Raw genomic sequence first — 21269 nt, forward strand, 5'->3', positions numbered from 1 at the left:
GCTGGCCGGATGAATTGAAGCAGGAGCCGCAGGAGCTTATGGCCAAGGTATTCGTGATCGCAAACCAGAAGGGCGGAGTCGGCAAGACCACCACCACTGTGAACCTTGCCGCGGGCCTGGCGGCACAGGGCCAGCGCGTGCTGCTGGTCGACCTGGACCCGCAGGGCAACGCCTCGATGGGCTCCGGCATCGACAAGCAGGCGCTGGAAACCAGCGTGTACCAGGTGCTGGTGGGCCTGGCCGGCATCCCCCAGGCGCGCCAGCGCTCCGAAACCGGCAAGTACGACGTGCTGCCGGCCAACCGCGAACTGGCCGGCGCGGAAGTGGAACTGGTCGAGCTGGACCAGCGCGAGCGCCGGCTGCGCCAGGCCATCGCGGAGGTCGACGGCGACTATGACTTCGTGCTGATCGACTGCCCGCCGTCGCTGTCGCTGCTGACGCTGAACGGGCTGTGCGCGGCGCACGGCGTGATCGTGCCGATGCAGTGCGAGTACTTTGCGCTGGAAGGTCTGTCGGACCTGGTCAACACCATCAAGCAGGTACACGCCAACCTGAACCGCGACCTGCAGGTGATCGGCCTGCTGCGCGTGATGTTCGATCCGCGCGTGACGCTGCAGCAGCAGGTGTCGGCGCAACTGGAATCGCACTTCGGTGAAAAGGTCTTCAAGACACTGATCCCGCGCAATGTGCGGCTGGCCGAGGCACCGTCCTATGGCATGCCGGGCGTGGCGTTCGATCCATCATCGAAGGGTGCCAAGGCGTACCTGGACTTCGGCGCCGAGATGATCGCGCGGGTCCGGCAGCTGGGCTGAAGGAGAGGGCAAGAGCATGAGCACTGCAAAGAAGAAGGGCCTGGGCCGCGGCCTGGAAGCGCTGTTGGGCGGGCCCGCCGAAATCGTCGAATCGGTCAAGCAGGAGGGGGCGCCCACGGTGCTGAACCTGAACCAGCTGCAGCCGGGCAAGTACCAGCCGCGCACCCGCATGGACGAGGGCGCGCTGCAGGAACTGGCGGCGAGCATCCGCGCCCAGGGCCTGATGCAGCCGATCCTGGTGCGGCGCGTGGCCGAGCCCGACCACTACGAGATCATTGCCGGCGAACGCCGCTTCCGCGCTTCCAAACTGGCCGGGCTGGACAAGGTGCCGGTGCTGGTCAAGGACGTGGCCGACGAAGCCGCGGCGGCGATGGCGCTGATCGAGAACATCCAGCGTGAAGACCTGAATCCGCTGGAAGAGGCGCAAGGCATCATGCGGCTGATCCGCGAGTTCAGTTTCACGCACGAGCAGGCGGCCGAGTCGGTCGGCCGCTCGCGCAGCGCGGTGTCCAACCTGCTGCGCCTGCTGAACCTGGCCGCGCCGGTGCAGACCATGCTGATGGCTGGCGACCTCGACATGGGCCACGCGCGCGCGCTGCTGGCCGTGGACGGCGCCAACCAGATCACGCTGGCCAACCAGATCGTCAACAAGCGGCTGTCGGTGCGCGAGACCGAGAAGCTGGTGGCGTCGACGCTGAAGCCGTTCGACCTGAAGTCGCTCAAGCAGAAGGGCGGCAACAATGTGCGCGACGTGGCGCGGCTGGAAGAGGAGTTGTCGGACGCGCTCGGGCTGGCGGTGCAGATCAAGCTGTCGGCACGCGGCAAGGGCCAGCTGACGATCCACTTCAGCAACAACGATGCGCTCGAAGGGGTGCTGGTGCGCCTGCGCGAATCGCGCGAAGGGCAGCAGGCTGCCTGATTTACTGCGCGATTAACGGCCATTGCTGCCGCGACTGTTGCGCGCACGCAGCACTGGCCGGGTCGATCCCCGGTATACCTTGTGCCTGACCGGTAATCCCCCATCATGCGCAGGGTTCGCTGCGCAATCCAATTACGTCAAACATCATTGCCGCGCAATTTTCGCGCAGCCATCATGCAATCGTGATGGCAACCGTTGTGCGCAACGCACTGCAAGGTAAATGTAAGCAGATTGACGCGAATCAGTAGTTCCCCTTAAAATCGTGCGGTTTGAATTCTGGTCGGGCCGAAAAGTTCCGGCCCGGATAAGGCAGGCAGGTGGTGGTTCGAGACCGTCAGCAACGAAGCGCCGGGTCCCGTCAGGAAGATGACTGGGACGACTGGAAAGAAGGCGCGGAGCGTGAGGAAGAAGCTGTCGATCCGCTGTCGCATGCCGAAGCGGTGACGCTGTTTGGCGAGCGCGCGCTGCGTCCTTCGCGCATGACCCCGGGCAAGGTTGTCCTGGCGCAGGTGGCGGTTTCCCTGCTGTCGGCACTGTGCTGGGCGCTGTTTGCGAAAGAGCCGGGGCCATATGGATGGTCGGCGCTGTTCGGCGGCATGGTGTGCTTCGTGCCGAGCGGGTTCTTCGCCTTCCGCCTGTGGCTGGCACGCGACCGGGCTTCGGTGGGCGGGCTGGTGCTGGGCGAGGCGATCAAGGTCTTTGCCACGGTGGCGCTGCTGGTGCTGGTGGTGGTGCTGTACCGGGATCTGCGTTGGGTGCCGATGCTGGTCACGTTCCTGCTGGCGCTGAAGACATACTGGGTGGTGGCCCTGGCCTTGCGCTAGGGCGGCTGCCTGAAAACGGTGCTTGCTTTGCAAGTGGTGGCACCAAAACGGAATATCAAGAGTTTCCGTGACGGCTGCGGCGGGTTTCATGGCGCTGACACCGGACACGGCCAAGGTTGGAAACCCGCTTGCATCGCGGTGACCGGCGAATCCGCCGCAGGCAATGCAAGACGCGTACCGGGTGCTGCAAGACTGTGCGGCGCGCGGCCCGAAGATTTCGCAATATACCGTTCGATTCGACAATGGCAGAAGCTACCCAAAGCGCGGAACACGTGCTGACACCCTCCGGCTATATCGCCGAACACTTGCAGAACTTGAACTCGGTCGGCGGCAAGCAGGCGTCGGTGGTCGATTTCTCCGTGATCAACTACGACACGGTGTTCTGGTCGGTGCTGTGCGGCGCCATCGCCGTGCTGTTCCTGTATGCCGCCGCGCGCCGCGTCACCGCGGGCGTGCCGGGCCGCTTCCAGGCCTTCGTCGAGATGATCGTCGAGATGGTCGACGACCAGGCCAAGGGCATCATCCATGGCGACCGTTCGTGGATCGCCCCGCTGGCGCTGATGGTGTTCTGCTGGATCACCATGATGAACGCGATCGACCTGATCCCGGTCGACTGGGTCACCGGCCTGAACAAGGTCCTCGAGATCTTCCACATCCATATCCCCCACCACCGCGCAGTGGCCACGGCCGACCTGAACGGCACGCTGGGCATGTCGTGCGCCGTGCTGGTGCTGATGATCTACTACAGCTTCAAGATCAAGGGCGCGGGCGGCTTCATGCACGAGCTGTTCTCGGCCCCGTTCGGCGCCAAGTGGTACCTGGCCCCGTTCAACCTGGTCCTGAACATCATCGAATTCCTGGCCAAGGCCGTGTCGCTGGGCATGCGGTTGTTCGGCAACATGTACGCCGGCGAACTGGTGTTCCTGCTGATCGCGCTGCTGGGTTCGATCTGGACCTTCGGCGCGGACCTGTCGGCGCTGGGCTTTGTCGGCCATGTCGTGGCCGGCGCGGTCTGGGCGATCTTCCACATCCTGATCGTCCTGCTGCAGGCCTTCATTTTCATGATGCTGACGCTGGTGTATATCGGCCAGGCTCACGATCACCACTGATCACTGCAAGTTTCAGGTTTTTGGTTTTTTGGTTTTTTGGTTCTAAGTCTCTCTAAATTAAAGGAGTCATCATGCAAGCATTTCTCGCCAACATCCAGGGTCTGACCGCCATCGGTATCGGCATCATCATCGGCCTGGGCGCTATCGGCGCCTGCCTGGGCATCGCCCTGATGGGTGGCAAGTACATCGAAGCCTGCGCACGTCAGCCCGAGCTGATGAACCCGCTGCAAACCAAGATGTTCCTGCTGGCCGGCCTGATCGACGCGGCATTCCTGATCGGCGTGGGTGTTGCAATGCTGTTCGCGTTCGCCAACCCGCTGCTGGCTGTCATCCAGTAATTCTTTTCGGTCTGCATGATGCTGACGGGCGGCGCGGGCCACCAGCCTGGCCGCCTTTTGTGCATTTATCTGTAGTTTGATTACCGAAAGGAACACACCATGAATCTGAACGCAACGTTTTTTGCGCAGATGGTCGTGTTCTTCATCCTGTGGTGGGTTGTTGCCAAATTCATTTGGCCGCCGCTGGTGAAGGCGCTCGACGAACGCGCAAAGAAGATCGCCGATGGCCTCGCCGCTGCCGAGAAGGGCAAGGCCGAGCTTGAACTCGCCAACAAGCGCGTGGACCAGGCCCTGGCCGAAGCCCGCACCGAAGGCGCTCAACGCGTCGCTGACGCCGAGAAGCGCGCCCAGCTGACGGCCGACGAGATCAAGCAGAACGCCCAGGCAGAAGCCGCACGCATCATTGCCCAGGCCAAGGCCGAAGCCGAGCAGCAGGCTACCCGCGCACGCGAAGCACTGCGCGACCAGGTCGCCGTGCTGGCCGTCAAGGGTGCCGAGCAGATCCTCAAGCGTGAAGTGAACGCGCAGGTCCACGCTGACCTGCTCAATCAACTCAAGGCTGAGCTCTAATCATGGCTGAAACCGCAACCATTGCCCGTCCCTACGCTGAGGCGCTGTTCCGCGTCGCCAGCGAATCGAGCGCAGGCAATCTGGGTGCATGGTCCGAGCTGGTGTCGGAAATGGGGCAGGTTGCCGCCAATCCCGACATGAAGGCGGTCGCCGACGATCCGAACGTTCCCGGCGACAAGCTGGCCGAACTGTTCCTGTCGGTGCTGAAGTCCCCGGTCAGCGACGAGGCACGCCGCTTCGTCAAGCTGCTGGTGGAAAACGGCCGCCTGACGGTGATGCCGGACATCGCCGAACAGTTCCATGCGCTCAAGAACGCCCGCGAAGGGTCGTCCGACGTTGAAATCACCAGCGCTTTCCCGCTGGAGGATGGTCAGCTGAACGACCTCGTCGCCGCACTCGAACGCAAGTTCGGCCGCAAGCTGTACGCGCAGGTGGCGGTGGACCCGTCCCTGATCGGCGGCGTCAGCGTCAAGGTTGGCGACGAAGTGCTCGACACCTCCGTGCGTGCGCGCCTGGCAGCCATGCAAACCGCGCTGACCGCCGCCTGAGCGGCCGTCCGGCGGATTGAAGAATTAGGAGCATTGTGATGCAACTGAACCCCTCAGAAATCAGCGAGCTGATCAAGACCCGCATCTCGGGCCTTGGCGCCGAAGCTGAAGTGCGCAACACCGGCACGGTGATCTCCGTGACCGATGGTATCTGCCGCGTGCATGGCCTGTCTGGCGTGATGCAGGGCGAGATGCTGGAATTCCCCGGCAACACCTTCGGCCTCGCGCTGAACCTCGAGCGCGACTCGGTCGGCGCCGTGGTGCTGGGCGAGTACGAACACATTTCCGAAGGCGACACGGTCAAGTGCACCGGCCGCATTCTGGAAGTGCCGGTGGGCAAGGAACTGCTGGGCCGCGTGGTCAACACGCTGGGCCAGCCGATCGACGGCAAGGGCCCGATCAACGCCAAGGAAACGGACGTGATCGAGAAGGTCGCCCCGGGCGTGATCGCGCGTCAGTCGGTGAGCCAGCCGGTGCAGACCGGCCTGAAGTCGATCGACGCGATGGTGCCGATCGGCCGTGGCCAGCGCGAGCTGATCATTGGCGACCGCCAGACCGGCAAGACCGCCGTCGCGGTCGACGCCATCATCAACCAGAAGGGCAAGGGCGTCTTCTGCGTCTACGTGGCAATCGGCCAGAAGGCTTCGACCATCGCCAACGTGGTGCGCAAGCTGGAAGAGCACGGCGCGATGGAATACACCGTCGTGGTCGCCGCCGCCGCTTCGGACTCGGCCGCCATGCAGTACCTGGCCGCCTACGCCGGCTGCACCATGGGCGAGTACTTCCGCGACCGCGGCGAAGACGCGCTGATCGTCTATGACGACCTGACCAAGCAAGCCTGGGCCTACCGCCAGGTGTCGCTGCTGCTGCGCCGCCCGCCGGGCCGCGAAGCCTACCCCGGCGACGTGTTCTACCTGCACTCGCGCCTGCTCGAGCGTGCCGCCCGCGTGAACGCCGACTACGTCGAGAAGTTCACCAACGGCGCCGTCAAGGGCAAGACCGGTTCGCTGACCGCGCTGCCGGTGATCGAAACGCAGGCCGGCGACGTGTCCGCGTTCGTGCCGACCAACGTGATCTCGATCACGGACGGCCAGATCTTCCTGGAAACCGACCTGTTCAACGCCGGTATCCGCCCCGCCATCAACGCCGGTATCTCGGTGTCGCGCGTCGGTGGTGCTGCGCAGACCAAGGTGGTGAAGAACCTGTCCGGCGGTATCCGTACCGACCTGGCCCAGTACCGTGAACTGGCTGCGTTCGCGCAGTTCGCCTCGGACCTGGACGATGCCACCCGCAAGCAGCTCGAGCGCGGCCGCCGCGTGACCGAACTGCTGAAGCAGCCGCAATACCAGCCGCTGCAAGTGTGGCAGCTGTCGGCTTCGCTGTTCGCCGCCAACAACGGCTTCCTCGACAACGTGGAAGTGAAGGACATCCTGCCGTTCGAGAAGGGCCTGCACGACCACCTGAAGACCAAGTACGCCGACCTCATCAACCGCATCGAAGAGACCAAGCAGCTCTCGAAGGAAGATGAAGCCGCCCTGCGTGCCGCTGTCGAGGATTTCAAGAAGTCCGCCGCGTTCTAACCGCGTAATTCCACGACATCGTCGCCGCGCCTGGCTCACGCCGGCGCGGCGATGGTTCGGATGGAGAGGAAGATATGGCCGGAACGAAAGAGATTCGAACCAAGATCAAGAGCGTGCAGAACACGCGCAAGATCACCAAGGCGATGGAGATGGTCGCCGCATCCAAGATGCGCAAGGCGCAGGAACGGATGCGCAATGCCCGTCCCTATGCCGAGAAGGTGCGCAACATTGCGGCGCACCTGGCTACGGCCAACCCCGAGTTCAAGCATCCGTTCATGCAGGAGCGCGAAGTCAAGCGCGTCGGCATGATCGTGGTCACGACCGACAAGGGGCTGTGCGGCGGCCTGAACACGAACGTGTTGCGCTCGGTGACCAATGAGCTGAAGGCCCTGCAAGGCCGTGGCGTGGATGTGCAAGCCACCGCCATCGGCACCAAGGGCATGCAGTTCCTGGGCCGTATCGGCGCCAAGGTGATCTCGCACGTGGTGCACCTCGGTGACACCCCGCATCTGGAAAAGCTGATCGGCGCGATCAAGGTCCAGCTCGATGCCTTCACCAATGGTGAGGTCGACGCGGTGTACCTGGCGTACACCAAGTTCATCAACACGATGAAGCAGGAACCGATGGTTGAGCAGCTGCTGCCGCTCGCCGCCGACAAGCTGTCGCAGACCGAAGAAGAGAAGCGCGCCTACTCGTGGGACTACATCTACGAGCCTGACGCCCAGACCGTCGTGGAAGAGCTGCTGGTCCGCTACGTCGAGGCGCTGGTGTACCAGGCCGTGGCCGAGAACATGGCGTCCGAGCAATCGGCGCGCATGGTGGCCATGAAGGCTGCGTCCGACAACGCCAAGAACGTGATCGGCGAACTGCAACTGGTCTACAACAAGACCCGTCAGGCCGCGATTACCAAGGAACTGTCGGAAATCGTCAGCGGTGCAGCTGCGGTCTAAGGCGTCACGAATTCAAGCTATCGGAGATACGAAATGAGTATCGGAAATATTGTGCAGTGTATTGGCGCCGTGGTGGACATCGAGTTCCCCCGCGACGCAATGCCGAAGGTGTACGACGCGCTCGTGCTGGAAGACAGCAGCGATGCCTCGTTCGCCGAGAAGGGCCTGACCTTCGAAGTCCAGCAACAGCTGGGCGACGGCGTGGTGCGTACCATTGCCCTGGGCTCGTCGGACGGCCTGCGCCGCGGCATGGCAGTGAAGAGCACCGGCGCCCCGATTTCGGTGCCGGTTGGCCACGGCACCCTGGGCCGCATCATGGACGTGCTGGGTCGCCCGATCGACGAAGCCGGCCCGATCGCCTCGGACGAGCTGCGTGCGATTCACCAGAAGGCACCGAAGTTCGACGAACTGTCTCCTTCCGTTGACCTGCTCGAAACCGGCATCAAGGTGATCGACCTGGTCTGCCCGTTCGCCAAGGGCGGCAAGGTGGGCCTGTTCGGTGGCGCCGGCGTGGGCAAGACCGTCAACATGATGGAGCTCATCAACAACATCGCCAAGCAGCACAGCGGTCTGTCGGTGTTTGCCGGCGTGGGCGAGCGTACCCGTGAAGGGAACGACTTCTACCACGAAATGAAGGACTCGAACGTGCTCGACAAGGTGGCCATGGTGTTCGGCCAGATGAACGAGCCGCCGGGCAACCGTCTGCGCGTGGCGCTGACCGGCCTGACCATGGCCGAGCGCTTCCGCGACGAAGGCCGTGACATCCTGTTCTTCGTCGACAACATCTACCGCTACACCCTGGCCGGTACCGAAGTGTCGGCACTGCTGGGCCGTATGCCTTCCGCCGTGGGCTACCAGCCGACGCTGGCCGAAGAAATGGGCAAGCTGCAGGAGCGCATTACGTCGACCAAGACCGGCTCGATCACCTCGATCCAGGCCGTGTACGTGCCTGCGGATGACTTGACCGACCCGTCCCCCGCCACCACCTTCCTGCACCTGGACTCGACCGTGGTGCTGTCGCGTGACATCGCCGCGCTGGGTATCTACCCCGCCGTCGATCCGCTCGACTCGACCTCGCGCCAGCTGGACCCGCAGGTGGTCGGCACCGAGCACTACGAAGTGGCCCGCCGCGTGCAGCAGACCCTGCAGCGCTACAAGGAACTGCGCGACATCATCGCGATTCTGGGCATGGACGAACTGTCGCCGGAAGACAAGCTGGCCGTGTCCCGAGCCCGCAAGATCCAGCGTTTCCTGTCGCAGCCGTTCCACGTGGCCGAAGTGTTCACGGGTTCGCCGGGCAAGTACGTGCCGCTGAAGGAAACCATCCGCGGCTTCAAGATGCTGGTCGACGGCGAGTGCGATCACCTGCCCGAGCAGGCGTTCTACATGGTCGGCTCGATCGACGAAGCCTTCGAGAAGGCCAAGAAGCTCCAGTAAGCGTCGTTTCGTCGTTCCCGCGGAAGCGGGAACCCAGCGTCTTTGAACGTCGTTCCAAAGTCACTGGGCCCCCGCGTTCGCGGGGGCGACGGTAAATCGCGTAAGGCGTTTTTGCCGTCGGAAGCGAAGTGAGTGGAGAAAGGATCAGATATGGCAACCATTCTTGTAGACGTCGTCAGCGCGGAAGCGTCGATCTTCTCCGGCCAGGCGAAGTTCGTGGCGCTGCCGGGCGAGTCGGGTGAGCTGGGCATCCTGCCCGGCCACACGCCGCTGATCACGCGCATCCAGCCGGGTGCGGTGCGCATCGAGAAGGAAGACGGCAGCGAAGAGTTCGTGTTCGTTGCCGGCGGCATTCTCGAAGTGCAACCCAAGCACGTCACCGTGCTGGCCGACACCGCGATCCGCGGTGGCGACCTGGACGAAGCCAAGGCCCAGGAAGCCAAGCGCGCCGCCGAGGAGCTGATGCAGAACCAGAGCAGCGACCTCGACCTGGCGCGTGCCCAGAGCGAACTGGCCGTGGCCGCCGCGCAACTGGCAGCGATCGCGCGTCTGCGTCGGAAGAAGTAAGCATCGGGCAGGACCGTCGCATTGTTGTTTTTTCGATGCGACATTTAAAAAAGGCAGCCGCGAGGCTGCCTTTTTTACGAGCCCGCGCTATGCTTTTGCCGCGCCCTGGGCAAAAAAAAGCGCGCGGGCCGGGGAGGCTCCGCGCGGACGGGAAAATCCCTTCGAGGGGTCAATTCGAAGGAACGGGTTCGGTCCAGGTCGACAAGCAAGGCGCACCGGATATCCAAATATCCACTCACAGGCCGCAAAGGCCACGCGCTGCAACGGTCTTCCTGGTGCTCCGGTCCAGCAAGCTTGACGCTGGATCGGAAAATCGGGTTACTGCCGGAAACGCTACAAAAAGGCTTTCTTCAGCACGCCCCTTTAGTCTGCACTGCCATTTTCACCGGGGCGCCACGCCCGCACAGCGGGTGTGTCAATGCATTGTGGGGGAAACTCCCTGGCATGGCAGTAACAAAATGTATCGTTTTGAAAGAAGTTGAAAGCCGGAGCGCTTAAAATCCGGCGTGATCGGCATATTTTCGCGCGTGCGCGTCACGTTTGATGGCGCCAGGTGTTGCGCGATTATCTTTATAACCGCGATTTCCATGTTCGTTTCCGCACCAAATCCTGCGGGACAATTGCGGTTACGATTCCCCTGCCCACGTCCATACCCCGGAGACGCCATGCCGCCTGAGATGCAGCAAGCCATACCAGCCATGCTGGCGATGAAGACTGTCGCCGTGGTCGGCCTGTCCGACCGGCCGGAGCGGCCCAGCCATGAGGTCGCCGAGTTCCTGCAAGGCCACGGCTTCCGCATCGTGCCGGTCAATCCGCGCCATGCCGGCCAACGCATCCTGGGCGAGACCTGCCACGCCACGCTGCGCGAGGCAGCCGATGCCGCCGCCGCGGCCGGCGCGCCGATCGAATGGGTCGATATCTTCCGCCGTGCCGAGGACACGCCCGGTGTGGTCGACGAAGCCATCGCCATCGGCGCGCGCGGGGTCTGGCTGCAGCTTGGCATCGTCAACGACCAGGCGGTGCGCCACGCCACCGATGCGGGGCTGCTGGCGGTGCAGGACTGCTGCAGCAAGATCGAGCTGACGCGCCAGCTTGGCGGGGCCTGATCCCCCGCGGTTCCTCGTTCCTCCCGATTTCCCCATCTGCCGCCGACCATGGCCATCGATCCGCAACTGCTCGCCTACTACCGCCGCCTGGCCGAACGCTATGCCACCGAGCCGGTGCCTGCCGACGTCCCGGCACAGCGCGCCCGTTTCGCCGAGATTGCCGCCGCCTCGTTGCGGCCGGATCCGGATGGCGTGGTCGTGCAGCAGCTCGACGTGGCGCTGGCCGGACGCACGCTGGGGGCACGGCTGTTCCGCCCGCCCGGCGTGGCCACACCGCGGCTGCTGGTGTACTTCCACGGCGGCGGCTGGGTGATCGGTTCGACGCAGACCCACCACACCGTCGCGGCCCTGCTGGCGGCGGATACCGGCTGTGCCGTGGCCAGCGTCGATTACCGGCTCGCCCCCGAACACGCCTTCCCGGCGCCCTGCGACGATGCCGCCGACGCCGTCGTCTGGCTCGCCGGCCAGCGCCAGGCGCTGGATCTCGCCCCCGATTTCCTGGCGGTGGCCGGCGACAGCGCCGGCGGCCACCTCGCGGCGCAGGCGGCGCAGCAACTCAATGCCGGCGACGCGGTGCGGGTCGATGCCCAGCTGCTGATCTATCCGGTCGCGGCGCCGGTGCTCAGCACCGAAAGCTATCGCGCCTTCGCCGACGGCCCCGGCCTGACGCGTGACGAAATGGCCTGGTTCTGGACCCAGTTCATCGGCGCCGAGGCGCTGGCGCAGGGCGCCGCCCACCGCGATCCGCGCGTGCACCTGATGGCCGCGCCGCCGGTGCGGCCGCCGGCGACCGTGCTGATGGTGGCGGCGCACGATGTGCTGCGCGACGACGGCCTGGCCTATGCCGACTTCCTGGTGCGCCACGATGCCCCGGTCATCACCATCGAGGCCAGCGGCATGACCCACGGCTTCGCGCGGCTGCAGCCCGAGGCCGAACGCGCGCGGGAATGGATGCGCCGCGCCGCGTCGGCGTTCGCCGGGATGATCGACGACCTCTGAGCGGCATCCGCGTGCGGCCATCCCTTAGAATGGCGGTCTTACGAGGATGACCATGACCGCACTGCAGAACGATACTTTCCTGCGCGCGCTGCGCCGCCAGCCGACCGAATACACGCCGCTGTGGCTGATGCGCCAGGCAGGCCGCTACCTGCCCGAGTACAACGCCACGCGCGCGCGCGCCGGCAGCTTCCTCGGGCTGGCCAAGAACCCGGCCTACGCCACCGAAGTGACACTGCAGCCGCTGGACCGCTATCCGCTCGACGCGGCCATCCTCTTCTCGGACATCCTGACGGTGCCGGATGCGATGGGCCTGGGCCTGTCGTTCGCGCAGGGCGAAGGGCCGCGCTTCGCGCATCCGCTGCGCACCGAGGCCGACGTGCACAAGCTGGCCGTGCCCGACATGGCGTCGCTGCAGTACGTGTTTGACGCCGTGCGCGAGATCCGCCGCGCACTGGTGCAGGACGGCCGCCAGCGCGTGCCGCTGATCGGCTTCTCGGGCAGCCCGTGGACGCTGGCTTGCTACATGGTCGAGGGCGGCGGCTCGGACGACTTCCGCACGGTCAAGGCGATGATGTACGGCCGCCCCGACCTGATGCACCGCATCCTCGAGATCAATGCGCAGGCGGTCACGGCGTACCTGAACGCGCAGATCGAGGCGGGGTCGCAGGCCGTGATGATTTTCGACACCTGGGGCGGGGCGCTGGCCGACGGCATGTACCAGGCGTTCTCGCTGGCCTACATGCGCCGCGTGCTGGCCGGCCTGAAGCGCGAGCATGCCGGACAGCAGGTGCCGGCGATCGTCTTCACCAAGGGCGGCGGCCTGTGGCTGGAAGCGCTGGCCGACACCGGCGCCGATGCCATCGGTCTGGACTGGACCGTCAACCTGGCCGAGGCGCGCCGGCGCACCGGCGGCCGCGTGGCACTGCAGGGCAATATCGACCCGACCGTGCTGTTTGCGCCCGAGGCCGCCATCCGCGAGCAGGTGCGTGGCGTACTCGACAGCTATGCCGCCGGCGGCGGCAGCGACGGCCATGTCTTCAATCTTGGCCACGGCATTTCGCAGTTCACCCCGCCGGAGAACGTTTCCGTGCTGGTCGACGAAGTGCACCGGCACAGCCGCCAGCTGCGCGCAGCAGGGAAGTGACGGCCGCGGTATGCCCGCAGGCCGGCTGGCCCGGTGCCGCCCCGCGCTGCAGCGTCCCGGCCGCGCCCGTACCCAGTGCTGCGCGAGCCGCGCGGGCGTATCGTGTCAAGTTAACTTTTTCGCCAGCGCCCACCAAAAAGGTGCGCTGAGTTGACTGGCGGCACTTGACTTATGCACACCGATAGGTTTGCCGCAGTGCAGGACAGGGTTACTCCTTAGCCTATCTGGGGTATGTTTGCAAGCCATTGATTTTTAAGGCTTTGGAAGATTTGCAAAGAAGGGCTCGATGCCAGTGGATCCCTTGTTTTTCGGGGCTTCCGGGCCATGCAAAGCGACTTTTCAACAAAGTTATCCACAGGGGCGCTGGAATTAGTGGAAAACCAGTCATCTATCATCGACTTAGGGCCACATTTGAAGTTTTACTTTAAGTTGATGTTGCGCCGCACACCAAACTTCCGCCATGGGTGGGCAGGTCGCCAGTGGACCGACCGCTGCCCCATGGCGAAGCACCTCCAAGTCGTGCATGCTGCCCGATAGCGGCACGCTCCCTCCTGACGCCGCGGCGCCATCGTCCGCCACGGCGACAGCGTCGGCGCCCCCGGTGATCCGGGTTGCGCTCGACACGCCCGCCGACGACTGCTTCGACTACCTTGCTATTGCCGATGTCGCGCCCGGGGACCTGGTGGTGGTGCCGTTCGGCCGCCGCAGCATGGTCGGCGTGGCGGTCGAATTCGCGCAAGATTCGGAAGTACCTGTGGATAAGTTGCGCCCCGTGGCGCAACGGCTGGACTGGCTGCCGCCCCTGCAGCCGGACTGGATCGCGCTGGCAGACTTTGCCGCACGCTACTATCAGCGCCGGCTTGGCGAAGTGATGTTGCCGGCCTTGCCGCCCGCCTTGCGCGAGGCGGAAAGCTGGCCCAACCTGGCGCAGCGTGCCCGCACCGATGAATACCGCCTGCTGCCGGGCCATGCCGACACCCTGCTGGCGGCCGTGCCGCCCCGCGCCCGCAGCGTGCGGGCCCTGGCCCAGGCGCTGGCCGAGGGCGCTGCCGCGGGCGAACCGCTGTCCCTGGCGCAGGCGCGTGCGCTCTGTGCCGCGGCACCGTCGCGCCTGGCCGAATGGCAGGCCGCCGGCTGGATCGAGGCCCGGCGCACCGCGCGCACCTTGTTGCCAACCGATCCCGCCCGGGCGCCATCGGCCGCGCCGCCGCTGCATGACGAGCAGCGCGCCGCGGTGCAGGCCATCGCCGAGGCCGAAGGCTTTGCCCCATTCCTGCTGCATGGCGTGACCGGCAGCGGCAAGACCGAGGTCTACCTGCATGCGATGCAGGCGGTGCTGGCGCGCGATCCGCGGGCCCAGGTACTGATGCTGGTGCCGGAAATCAACCTGACCCCGCAGCTGCAGGCGCGCATTGCCGCGCGCTTCCCGCAGCTGCCGCTGGCGGTGCTGCACAGCGGCCTGGCCGACCAGGAGCGCAGCCTGCAGTGGCTGGCGGCGCACCGCGGCGAGGCCCGCATCGTGCTGGGCACGCGCATGGCGGTGATGGCGTCGCTGCCGGCGCTGGCGCTGATCGTGGTCGACGAGGAGCACGACACCTCTTACAAGCAGCAGGAAGGATTGCGTTACTCCGCGCGCGACCTGGGCGTGTGGCGCGCCAAGCAGCGCGGCATTGCGGTGGTGCTGGGCTCGGCCACGCCGTCGATGGAAACCTGGTGGCGCGCCGGGCAGGGCGCCTACCGCAAGCTGGTGCTGCGCGAGCGCGCCCAGGCCGATGCGGCGCTGCCGGCAGTGCGGCTGATCGACCTGAACCACGAGCGCCAGCGCCAGCGTGCCTTGTTCGAAGGCCTGTCCGTGCCGCTGCTGGAGGCGATCGACGCGCGCCTGGCGCGCGGCGAGCAGAGCCTGCTGTTCCTGAACCGCCGCGGCTACGCGCCGGTGATCGCCTGTGATAGCTGCGGCTGGCTGTCGGGCTGCCCGCGCTGCTCCGCGTACCTGGTGCTGCACCGGCCCGAACGGCGCCTGCGCTGCCACCACTGCGGCCTCGAGGCGCCGGTGCCGCACCACTGCCCGGACTGCGGCAACGTCGATATCGCGCCGCTCGGACGCGGTACCCAGCGCATCGAAGAAGCGCTGGCGGCGCGCTTCCCCCAGGCCCGCATTGCCCGCATCGACGCCGATTCCACACGCCGCAAGGGCAGCGCGCAGGCCATGTTCGACGAGGTCCACGCGGGCGAGGTCGACATCCTGGTAGGCACGCAGATGGTCGCCAAGGGGCATGACTTCCAGCGCGTGACCCTGGTCGGCATCGTGCATCCGGACGCGGCCATGTTCAGCCACGACTTCCGCGCCGCCGAGCACCTGTTTGCGTCGCTGATGCAGGTGGCGGGGCGGGCAGGGCGGGCCGGGCTGCCGGGCGAGGTGCTGATCCAGACCCGCTATCCCGATACCCCGGCATTGCAGGCCCTGACGCGCCATGACTATGATGGATTCGCGGCCACCCAGTTGCGCGAGCGGCGCCAGGCCGGGTTGCCCCCGTTCTGCTTCCAGGTGCTGGTGACGGCGGAACACGGGCAGCTGGAGCGGGCGCTGCAGTTCCTGGAAGCCGCGCGCCGGCATGCCGGGCACTGCACCCTGGCGCCCGAGGTGCAACTGCATGATCCGGTGCCGATGTCGATGGTGCGCGTGTTCAACCGGGAGCGTGCCCAGATGCTGGTGGAAGCCACTGCAAGGCCCGTGCTGCAACGCTTTGTCGCCGAGTGGGTACAGACTTTCGCAGAGGTTGGCACGGAGGTGAAGGGGGTGCGCTGGCAGCTGGAAATCGATCCGTTGCGGATCTAGCGGGCCGGCGATGGGAATGAAAAGTGCAACCCTGGCATTAGGGTTTTCGATAGGGTTGCACCAGGTTGCACCTTGGTGATTTTCGGGAGTATGATCGCGCCAGCTCACAGGCTGCGGCCGGTCGCGCGCCCCTGCCTGTCGGCACGGACGAGGTAGCACCGGCGGCGGCTCCAGTCTTTCGGAGAATTGCCCGCAATGGCCACCACCACCCTTGGCGTCAAGCTCGACGACGCCTCGCGCGACCGCCTCAAGCGCGTTGCCCAATCGATCGACCGCACCCCGCACTGGCTGATCAAGCAGGCCATCTTCTGCTACCTCGAGCAGATCGAGCGCGGCCACCTGCCGTACGAAGCCGGCGCGGCCGGTGCCGAGGGCGAGGGCAGCGACGGCGCGGAAGCGCTGCATGGCGACGGCGCGCCCCAGCCCTTCCTGGAATTTGCGCAGAGCATCCAGCCGCAGTCGGTGCTGCGCGCCGCCATCACTTCGGCCTATCGCCGTCCGGAAACCGATTGCGTGCCGGTACTGCTGGAGCAGGCGCGGCTGCCACAACAGCAGGCCGAGGCCGCGATCAAGATGGCCAAGGCACTGGCCACGCGCTTGCGCGAGCAGAAGGTGGGCACCGGGCGCGAGGGCCTGGTGCAGGGGCTGATCCAGGAATTCTCGCTGTCGTCGCAGGAAGGCGTGGCGCTGATGTGCCTGGCCGAGGCGCTGCTGCGCATTCCCGACAAGGCCACGCGCGACGCGCTGATCCGCGACAAGATCAGCGGCGCCAACTGGCAGTCGCACCTGGGCCAGAGCCCGTCGCTGTTCGTCAACGCCGCCACCTGGGGCCTGCTGCTGACCGGCAAGCTGGTCGCCACCCATACCGAATCGGGCCTGACCAAGGCGCTCACGCGCATCATCGGCAAGGGCGGCGAGCCGCTGATCCGCAAGGGCGTGGACATGGCGATGCGGCTGATGGGCGAGCAGTTCGTCACCGGCGAGACCATTTCCGAGGCGCTGGCGAACGCGCGCCGCTACGAGGCCGAGGGCTTCCGCTACTCCTACGACATGCTGGGCGAGGCGGCTATGACCGAGGCCGATGCCGCGCGCTACCTGGCGTCGTACGAGCAGGCCATCCACGCCATCGGCCAGGCCTCGCGCGGCCGCGGCATCTACGAAGGCCCGGGCATCTCGATCAAGCTGTCGGCGCTGCACCCGCGCTACAGCCGCGCGCAGCACGAGCGCGTGGTGGGCGAGCTGTACGAGCGCCTGAAGTCGCTGACGCTGCTGGCGCGCCAGTACGACATCGGCATCAATATCGATGCCGAGGAAGCCGACCGCCTCGAGATCTCGCTGGACCTGCTCGAGCGCCTGTGCTTCGAGCCCGAGCTGGCCGGCTGGAACGGTATCGGCTTCGTGGTGCAGGGCTACCAGAAGCGCTGCCCGTTCGTGATCGACTACCTGATCGACCTGGCCCGCCGCAGCCGCCACCGCCTGATGATCCGGCTGGTCAAGGGCGCCTACTGGGACAGCGAGATCAAGCGTGCCCAGGTGGAAGGGCTGGAAGGCTATCCGGTCTATACGCGCAAGGTCTACACCGACGTGTCGTACATCGCCTGCGCGCGCAAGCTGCTGTCGGTGCCGGACGCGATCTACCCGCAGTTCGCCACGCACAACGCGCACACGCTGTCGGCCATCTACCAGATTGCCGGCCACAGCTACTACCCGGGACAGTATGAGTTCCAGTGCCTGCACGGCATGGGCGAGCCGCTCTACGACCAGGTGGTTGGCCCCACCGCCGACGGCAAGTTCAACCGTCCGTGCCGCATCTACGCGCCGGTCGGCACGCACGAAACGCTGCTGGCCTACCTGGTGCGCCGGCTGCTGGAGAACGGCGCCAACACTTCCTTCGTCAACCGCATCGCCGACGACACCATCTCGCTCGACGAGCTGGTTGCCGATCCGGTGGCCGTGGTCGAGGCCATGCACCGCGACGAAGGCGTGCTGGGCCTGCCGCATCCGCGCATTCCGTCGCCACGCACGCTGTATGGCAAGAGCCGGCCCAATTCGGCCGGCATCGACCTGGCCAACGAGCATCGCCTGGCGTCGCTGTCGTCGGCGCTGCTGGCCGGCACCGGCGAGCGCCTGGTCGCCGAGCCGCTGTTGGGCGCCGAGGTGGCGCGTGGCGCCGATGCGGTCACCACCCCGGTGCTGAATCCGGCCGACCACCGCGACGTGGTGGGCCATGTCACCGAAGCCAGCCAGGCCGACGTCGACGCCGCGCTGCAGGCCGCCGTCAATGCCGCGCCGATCTGGCAGGCAACGCCGCCGGACGTGCGCGCCGCCGCGCTGGAGCGCGCCGCCGACCTGATGGAAGCCCAGATGCAGTCGCTGATGGGCATCATCATGCGCGAAGCCGGCAAGACCTTCTCCAATGCCATCGCCGAAGTGCGCGAGGCGGTGGACTTCCTGCGCTACTACGCCGCCGAGGTGCGCCGCGGCTTCGACAACGAGACCCATCGCCCGCTGGGCCCGGTGGTCTGCATCAGCCCGTGGAATTTCCCGCTGGCGATCTTCACCGGCCAGGTGGCGGCCGCGCTGGCGGCGGGCAACCCGGTGCTGGCCAAGCCCGCCGAGCAGACCCCGCTGATCGCCGCCGCCGCGGTGAAACTGCTGCGCGAGGCCGGCGTGCCGGCCGGCGCGGTGCAATTGCTGCCGGGCCGCGGCGAGACCGTCGGCGCCGCGCTGGTGGGCGATGCCCGCGTCAAGGGCGTGATGTTCACCGGCTCGACCGAGGTCGCGCGCATCCTGCAGCGCAATGTCGCCGGCCGCCTCGACGCCGCCGGCCGCCCGATTCCGCTGATCGCCGAAACCGGCGGCCAGAACGCGATGATCGTCGACTCGTCGGCGCTAGCCGAGCAGGTGGTCGGCGACGTGGTCAACTCCGCCTTCGACTCGGCCGGCCAGCGCTGCTCGGCGCTGCGCGTGCTGTGCCTGCAGGAGGACGTGGCCGAGCGCGTGCTGGAAATGCTCAAGGGCGCGATGCAGGAACTGAGCATGGGCAACCCGGACCGCCTGTCGACCGACGTCGGCCCGGTGATCGACGAAGAGGCGCGCGCCGGCATCGTGCGCCATATCGATGCGATGCGCGCCAAGGGCCGCCGCGTCCACCAGGCCGATCCCAACGCCGCGCAGGGCGCCAGCTGCCGCCACGGCACCTTCGTGCCGCCGACGCTGATCGAACTGGACAGCATCGAGGAACTCAAGCGCGAGGTCTTCGGCCCGGTGCTGCACGTGGTGCGTTTCCCGCGCGCGGCGCTCGACACCATGGTCAGCCAGATCAACGGCACCGGCTATGGCCTGACGCTGGGCATCCATACCCGCATCGACGAGACCATCTCGTTCATCGTCAGCCGGGCCCGGGTGGGCAACCTGTATGTGAACCGCAATATCGTCGGCGCGGTGGTGGGGGTGCAGCCGTTCGGCGGCGAGGCGCTGTCGGGCACCGGTCCCAAGGCGGGCGGCCCGCTCTACCTGCACCGGCTGCTGTCGGTCTGTCCGCAGGACGCGGTGGCGCGCAGCGTGCGCGCGGCCGACGTCAATGCCGGCGCCGGCGGTGCCCAGACGGTGGGGCCGGACGACGAAGCCGTGCGCGCCACCGAGGCCTTCCGCGAGTGGGCACGCCGCGAGCTGCCCGAGGTGGCGGCCGCCTGCGAGCGCTTCGCCGAGGCCTCGGCCTCGGGCCTGGCGGTGACGCTGGCGGGCCCCACCGGCGAGCGCAACACCTACACCCTGCTGGCGCGCGAGCGGGTGCTGTGCCTGGCCACGCAGGAGGCCGACCTGGCGCTGCAACTGGGCGCCGTGCTGACCGTCGGCGCCGAGGCGGTATGGCCGGAAAACCCTGTCGGCCAGGGGCTGTTTGCGCGCCTGCCTAAGGGCGTACAATCGCGCGTCCGCATGGTGGCCGACTGGACCGCGGCGGACACGGCAATCGATGCGGTGCTGCACCACGGCGATTCGGACCAGCTGCGCACGGTGTGCGAGCAGGTGGCGGCGCGCCCCGGTCCGATCATCGGCGTGCAGGGCCTGGCGCAGGGGGAACGGAACATTGCGCTCGACCGCCTGCTGATCGAGCGCTCGCTCTCGGTCAACACCGCGGCCGCGGGCGGCAATGCCAGTTTGATGACGATCGGCTGAGGCAACCCTCGGACGGCGTCATGTCGAAGCGCGCGGCGGTGGCGGCGATCCCGTCCCGCTGCGCAGAGAAAGCACGGCGCGGCACTGCCAGGCCGCGCCGCAATACAACTGCCGGTAACAGCACCACATCGGCACCACATCGGCACCATTTGGGACCCAAGGAGATCTGATGAGCTCGACTTTCCACAAGACGGCAATGACCGTTGCCCTGACCCTGGCCGGCCTGACCGCCGCCTCCGCCGCGTTCGCGCAGGCGCAGGAAATCAAGCTGGGCTACGCCGGCCCGATGACCGGCGGCCAGGCCCAGTACGGCAAGGACATGCAGAACGGCATCATCCTCGCGATCGAGGACATGAACGCCACCAAGCCCAAGATCGGCGGCAAGGAAGTCAAGTTCGTGCTGGTATCCGAAGACGACCAGGCCGATCCCAAGACCGGTTCGGTGGTGGCGCAGAAGCTGGTCGACAACGGCATCCAGGGCATGCTGGGCCACTTCAACTCGGGCACCACCATCCCGGCGTCGATGGTCTACAACCGTGCGGGGATTCCGCAGATCGCCATGGCGACGGCGCCGGAATACACCAAGCAAGGCTTCAAGACCACCTTCCGCATGATGACCTCCGACACCCAGCAGGGTTCGGTGATCGGCGCCTTCGTGGTGAAGAAGCTGGGCGCGAAGAACATCGCCATCGTCGATGACCGCACCGCCTACGGCCAGGGCCTGGCCGACGAGTTCGAAAAGGCCGCCAAGGCCGCCGGCGGCAAGATCGTGCGCCGCGAGTTCACCAACGACAAGGCGGTGGACTTCAAGGCCGTGCTGACCAACATCAAGCGCAGCAACCCGGACATCATCTTCTACGGCGGCGCCGAGACCCAGTCCGCGCCGATGGCCAAGCAGGTCAAGGAGCTGGGCATCAAGGCTCCGCTGGTGTCGGGCGAAATGTCCAAGACCGACAACTTCCTGAAGCTGGCCGGCCCGGCCGCGGAAGGCACCGTGGTGTCGCTGGCCGGCCTGCCGCTGGACCAGATGCCCGGCGGCGCCGCGTACGAGAAGAAGTACGAGAAGCGCTTCGGCTCGAAGGTCCAGACCTACTCGCCGTACGCCTATGACGGCGCCACCGCGATGATGACCGCCATGGTCAAGGCCGGCTCGACCGACCCGGCGCGCTACCTGCCGGTGCTGGCCGCGACCAACATGCAGGGCGTGACCACCAAGACGCTGGCGTATGACGCGCGCGGCGACCTGAAGGACGGCGGCATCACGGTCTACAAGGTCGTGGGCGGCAAGTGGACGGTGCTGGAGACGGTGGGCGGGAAGTAAGCTGCCAGCCGCGCCAGGCTGACGGGA

General features: G+C 66.4%; 18 protein-coding genes. 17 read left to right on the forward strand and 1 reads right to left on the reverse strand.

Translation table 11 applies throughout. The features are described 5' to 3' along the window. The first annotated feature begins 38 nt into the window (after positions 1-38). The 11 genes from LIN44_RS01605 (at position 39) to LIN44_RS01655 (ending at position 9654) form a co-directional block, all read left to right on the forward strand. A complete protein-coding gene (locus tag LIN44_RS01605) occupies positions 39-812 on the forward strand; it encodes a ParA family protein (protein ID WP_012354286.1) in 774 nt (257 codons plus the stop codon). A gap of 16 nt (positions 813-828) precedes the next feature. After that, the gene (locus tag LIN44_RS01610; protein ID WP_227313271.1) at positions 829-1731 is read left to right on the forward strand and encodes a ParB/RepB/Spo0J family partition protein; all 903 of its coding nucleotides are present in this window, start codon (positions 829-831) and stop codon (positions 1729-1731) included. A 317-nt stretch (positions 1732-2048) separates the two neighbouring features. Next, a complete protein-coding gene (locus LIN44_RS01615; protein WP_370641599.1) occupies positions 2049-2555 on the forward strand; it encodes an ATP synthase subunit I in 507 nt (168 codons plus the stop codon). 242 nt (positions 2556-2797) lie between these two features. Continuing rightward, positions 2798-3664 carry a F0F1 ATP synthase subunit A gene (atpB, locus tag LIN44_RS01620; protein ID WP_035848827.1) on the forward strand — a complete coding sequence of 289 codons (867 nt, stop codon included), beginning with the start codon at positions 2798-2800 and terminating at the stop codon, positions 3662-3664. 71 nt (positions 3665-3735) lie between these two features. Continuing rightward, positions 3736-4002 carry a F0F1 ATP synthase subunit C gene (atpE, locus tag LIN44_RS01625; protein ID WP_011299478.1) on the forward strand — a complete coding sequence of 89 codons (267 nt, stop codon included), beginning with the start codon at positions 3736-3738 and terminating at the stop codon, positions 4000-4002. Between the two features lie 99 nt (positions 4003-4101). Continuing rightward, positions 4102-4572, forward strand: coding sequence for a F0F1 ATP synthase subunit B (locus tag LIN44_RS01630; RefSeq protein ID WP_018006202.1), 471 nt, complete (start codon positions 4102-4104; stop codon positions 4570-4572). Between the two features lie 2 nt (positions 4573-4574). After that, positions 4575-5120, forward strand: a complete 546-nt coding sequence (locus LIN44_RS01635) for a F0F1 ATP synthase subunit delta (protein WP_227313273.1) — start codon at positions 4575-4577, stop codon at positions 5118-5120. Positions 5121-5158: 38 nt separating this feature from the next. Next, positions 5159-6700: a F0F1 ATP synthase subunit alpha gene (atpA, locus tag LIN44_RS01640; protein WP_018006200.1), complete on the forward strand. Its 1542-nt coding sequence runs from the start codon at positions 5159-5161 to the stop codon at positions 6698-6700. Between the two features lie 74 nt (positions 6701-6774). Continuing rightward, a complete protein-coding gene (gene atpG / locus LIN44_RS01645) occupies positions 6775-7650 on the forward strand; it encodes a F0F1 ATP synthase subunit gamma (RefSeq protein ID WP_227313274.1) in 876 nt (291 codons plus the stop codon). 33 nt (positions 7651-7683) lie between these two features. Next, the gene (gene atpD / locus LIN44_RS01650; RefSeq protein WP_012354278.1) at positions 7684-9087 is read left to right on the forward strand and encodes a F0F1 ATP synthase subunit beta; all 1404 of its coding nucleotides are present in this window, start codon (positions 7684-7686) and stop codon (positions 9085-9087) included. A gap of 150 nt (positions 9088-9237) precedes the next feature. Next, a complete protein-coding gene (locus LIN44_RS01655; RefSeq protein ID WP_010811262.1) occupies positions 9238-9654 on the forward strand; it encodes a F0F1 ATP synthase subunit epsilon in 417 nt (138 codons plus the stop codon). A 415-nt stretch (positions 9655-10069) separates the two neighbouring features. Here the strand turns inward: LIN44_RS01655 and LIN44_RS01660 are convergent, their stop codons facing one another. Further along, entirely contained in the window at positions 10070-10243 is a 174-nt protein-coding gene (locus LIN44_RS01660) for a hypothetical protein (RefSeq protein WP_227313275.1), read from the reverse strand. A gap of 76 nt (positions 10244-10319) precedes the next feature. Here LIN44_RS01660 and LIN44_RS01665 point away from each other — a divergent pair, with 76 nt between their 5' ends. The 6 genes from LIN44_RS01665 to LIN44_RS01690 all read left to right on the forward strand — a co-directional run bounded on the left by LIN44_RS01665 (position 10320) and on the right by LIN44_RS01690 (position 21242). Then, positions 10320-10760: a CoA-binding protein gene (locus LIN44_RS01665; RefSeq protein ID WP_227313276.1), complete on the forward strand. Its 441-nt coding sequence runs from the start codon at positions 10320-10322 to the stop codon at positions 10758-10760. Positions 10761-10808: 48 nt separating this feature from the next. Then, on the forward strand, positions 10809-11759 hold the full coding sequence (locus LIN44_RS01670; protein ID WP_227313277.1) for an alpha/beta hydrolase: 951 nt from the start codon (positions 10809-10811) through the stop codon (positions 11757-11759). A gap of 46 nt (positions 11760-11805) precedes the next feature. Continuing rightward, complete coding sequence (gene hemE / locus LIN44_RS01675; protein ID WP_227313278.1) at positions 11806-12903, forward strand: uroporphyrinogen decarboxylase; 1098 nt, start codon at positions 11806-11808, stop codon at positions 12901-12903. Positions 12904-13426: 523 nt separating this feature from the next. Beyond that, positions 13427-15742, forward strand: a complete 2316-nt coding sequence (locus tag LIN44_RS01680; protein WP_227313279.1) for a primosomal protein N' — start codon at positions 13427-13429, stop codon at positions 15740-15742. A gap of 195 nt (positions 15743-15937) precedes the next feature. Next, positions 15938-19921 (forward strand): trifunctional transcriptional regulator/proline dehydrogenase/L-glutamate gamma-semialdehyde dehydrogenase, encoded by a 3984-nt coding sequence (gene putA / locus LIN44_RS01685; RefSeq protein WP_227313280.1) that lies wholly within the window; start codon positions 15938-15940, stop codon positions 19919-19921. Between the two features lie 169 nt (positions 19922-20090). Beyond that, positions 20091-21242, forward strand: a complete 1152-nt coding sequence (locus LIN44_RS01690; RefSeq protein WP_227313281.1) for a branched-chain amino acid ABC transporter substrate-binding protein — start codon at positions 20091-20093, stop codon at positions 21240-21242. Positions 21243-21269: the final 27 nt, after the last annotated feature.

This window comes from Cupriavidus sp. MP-37 (assembly GCF_020618415.1).
GTDB lineage: Bacteria > Pseudomonadota > Gammaproteobacteria > Burkholderiales > Burkholderiaceae > Cupriavidus.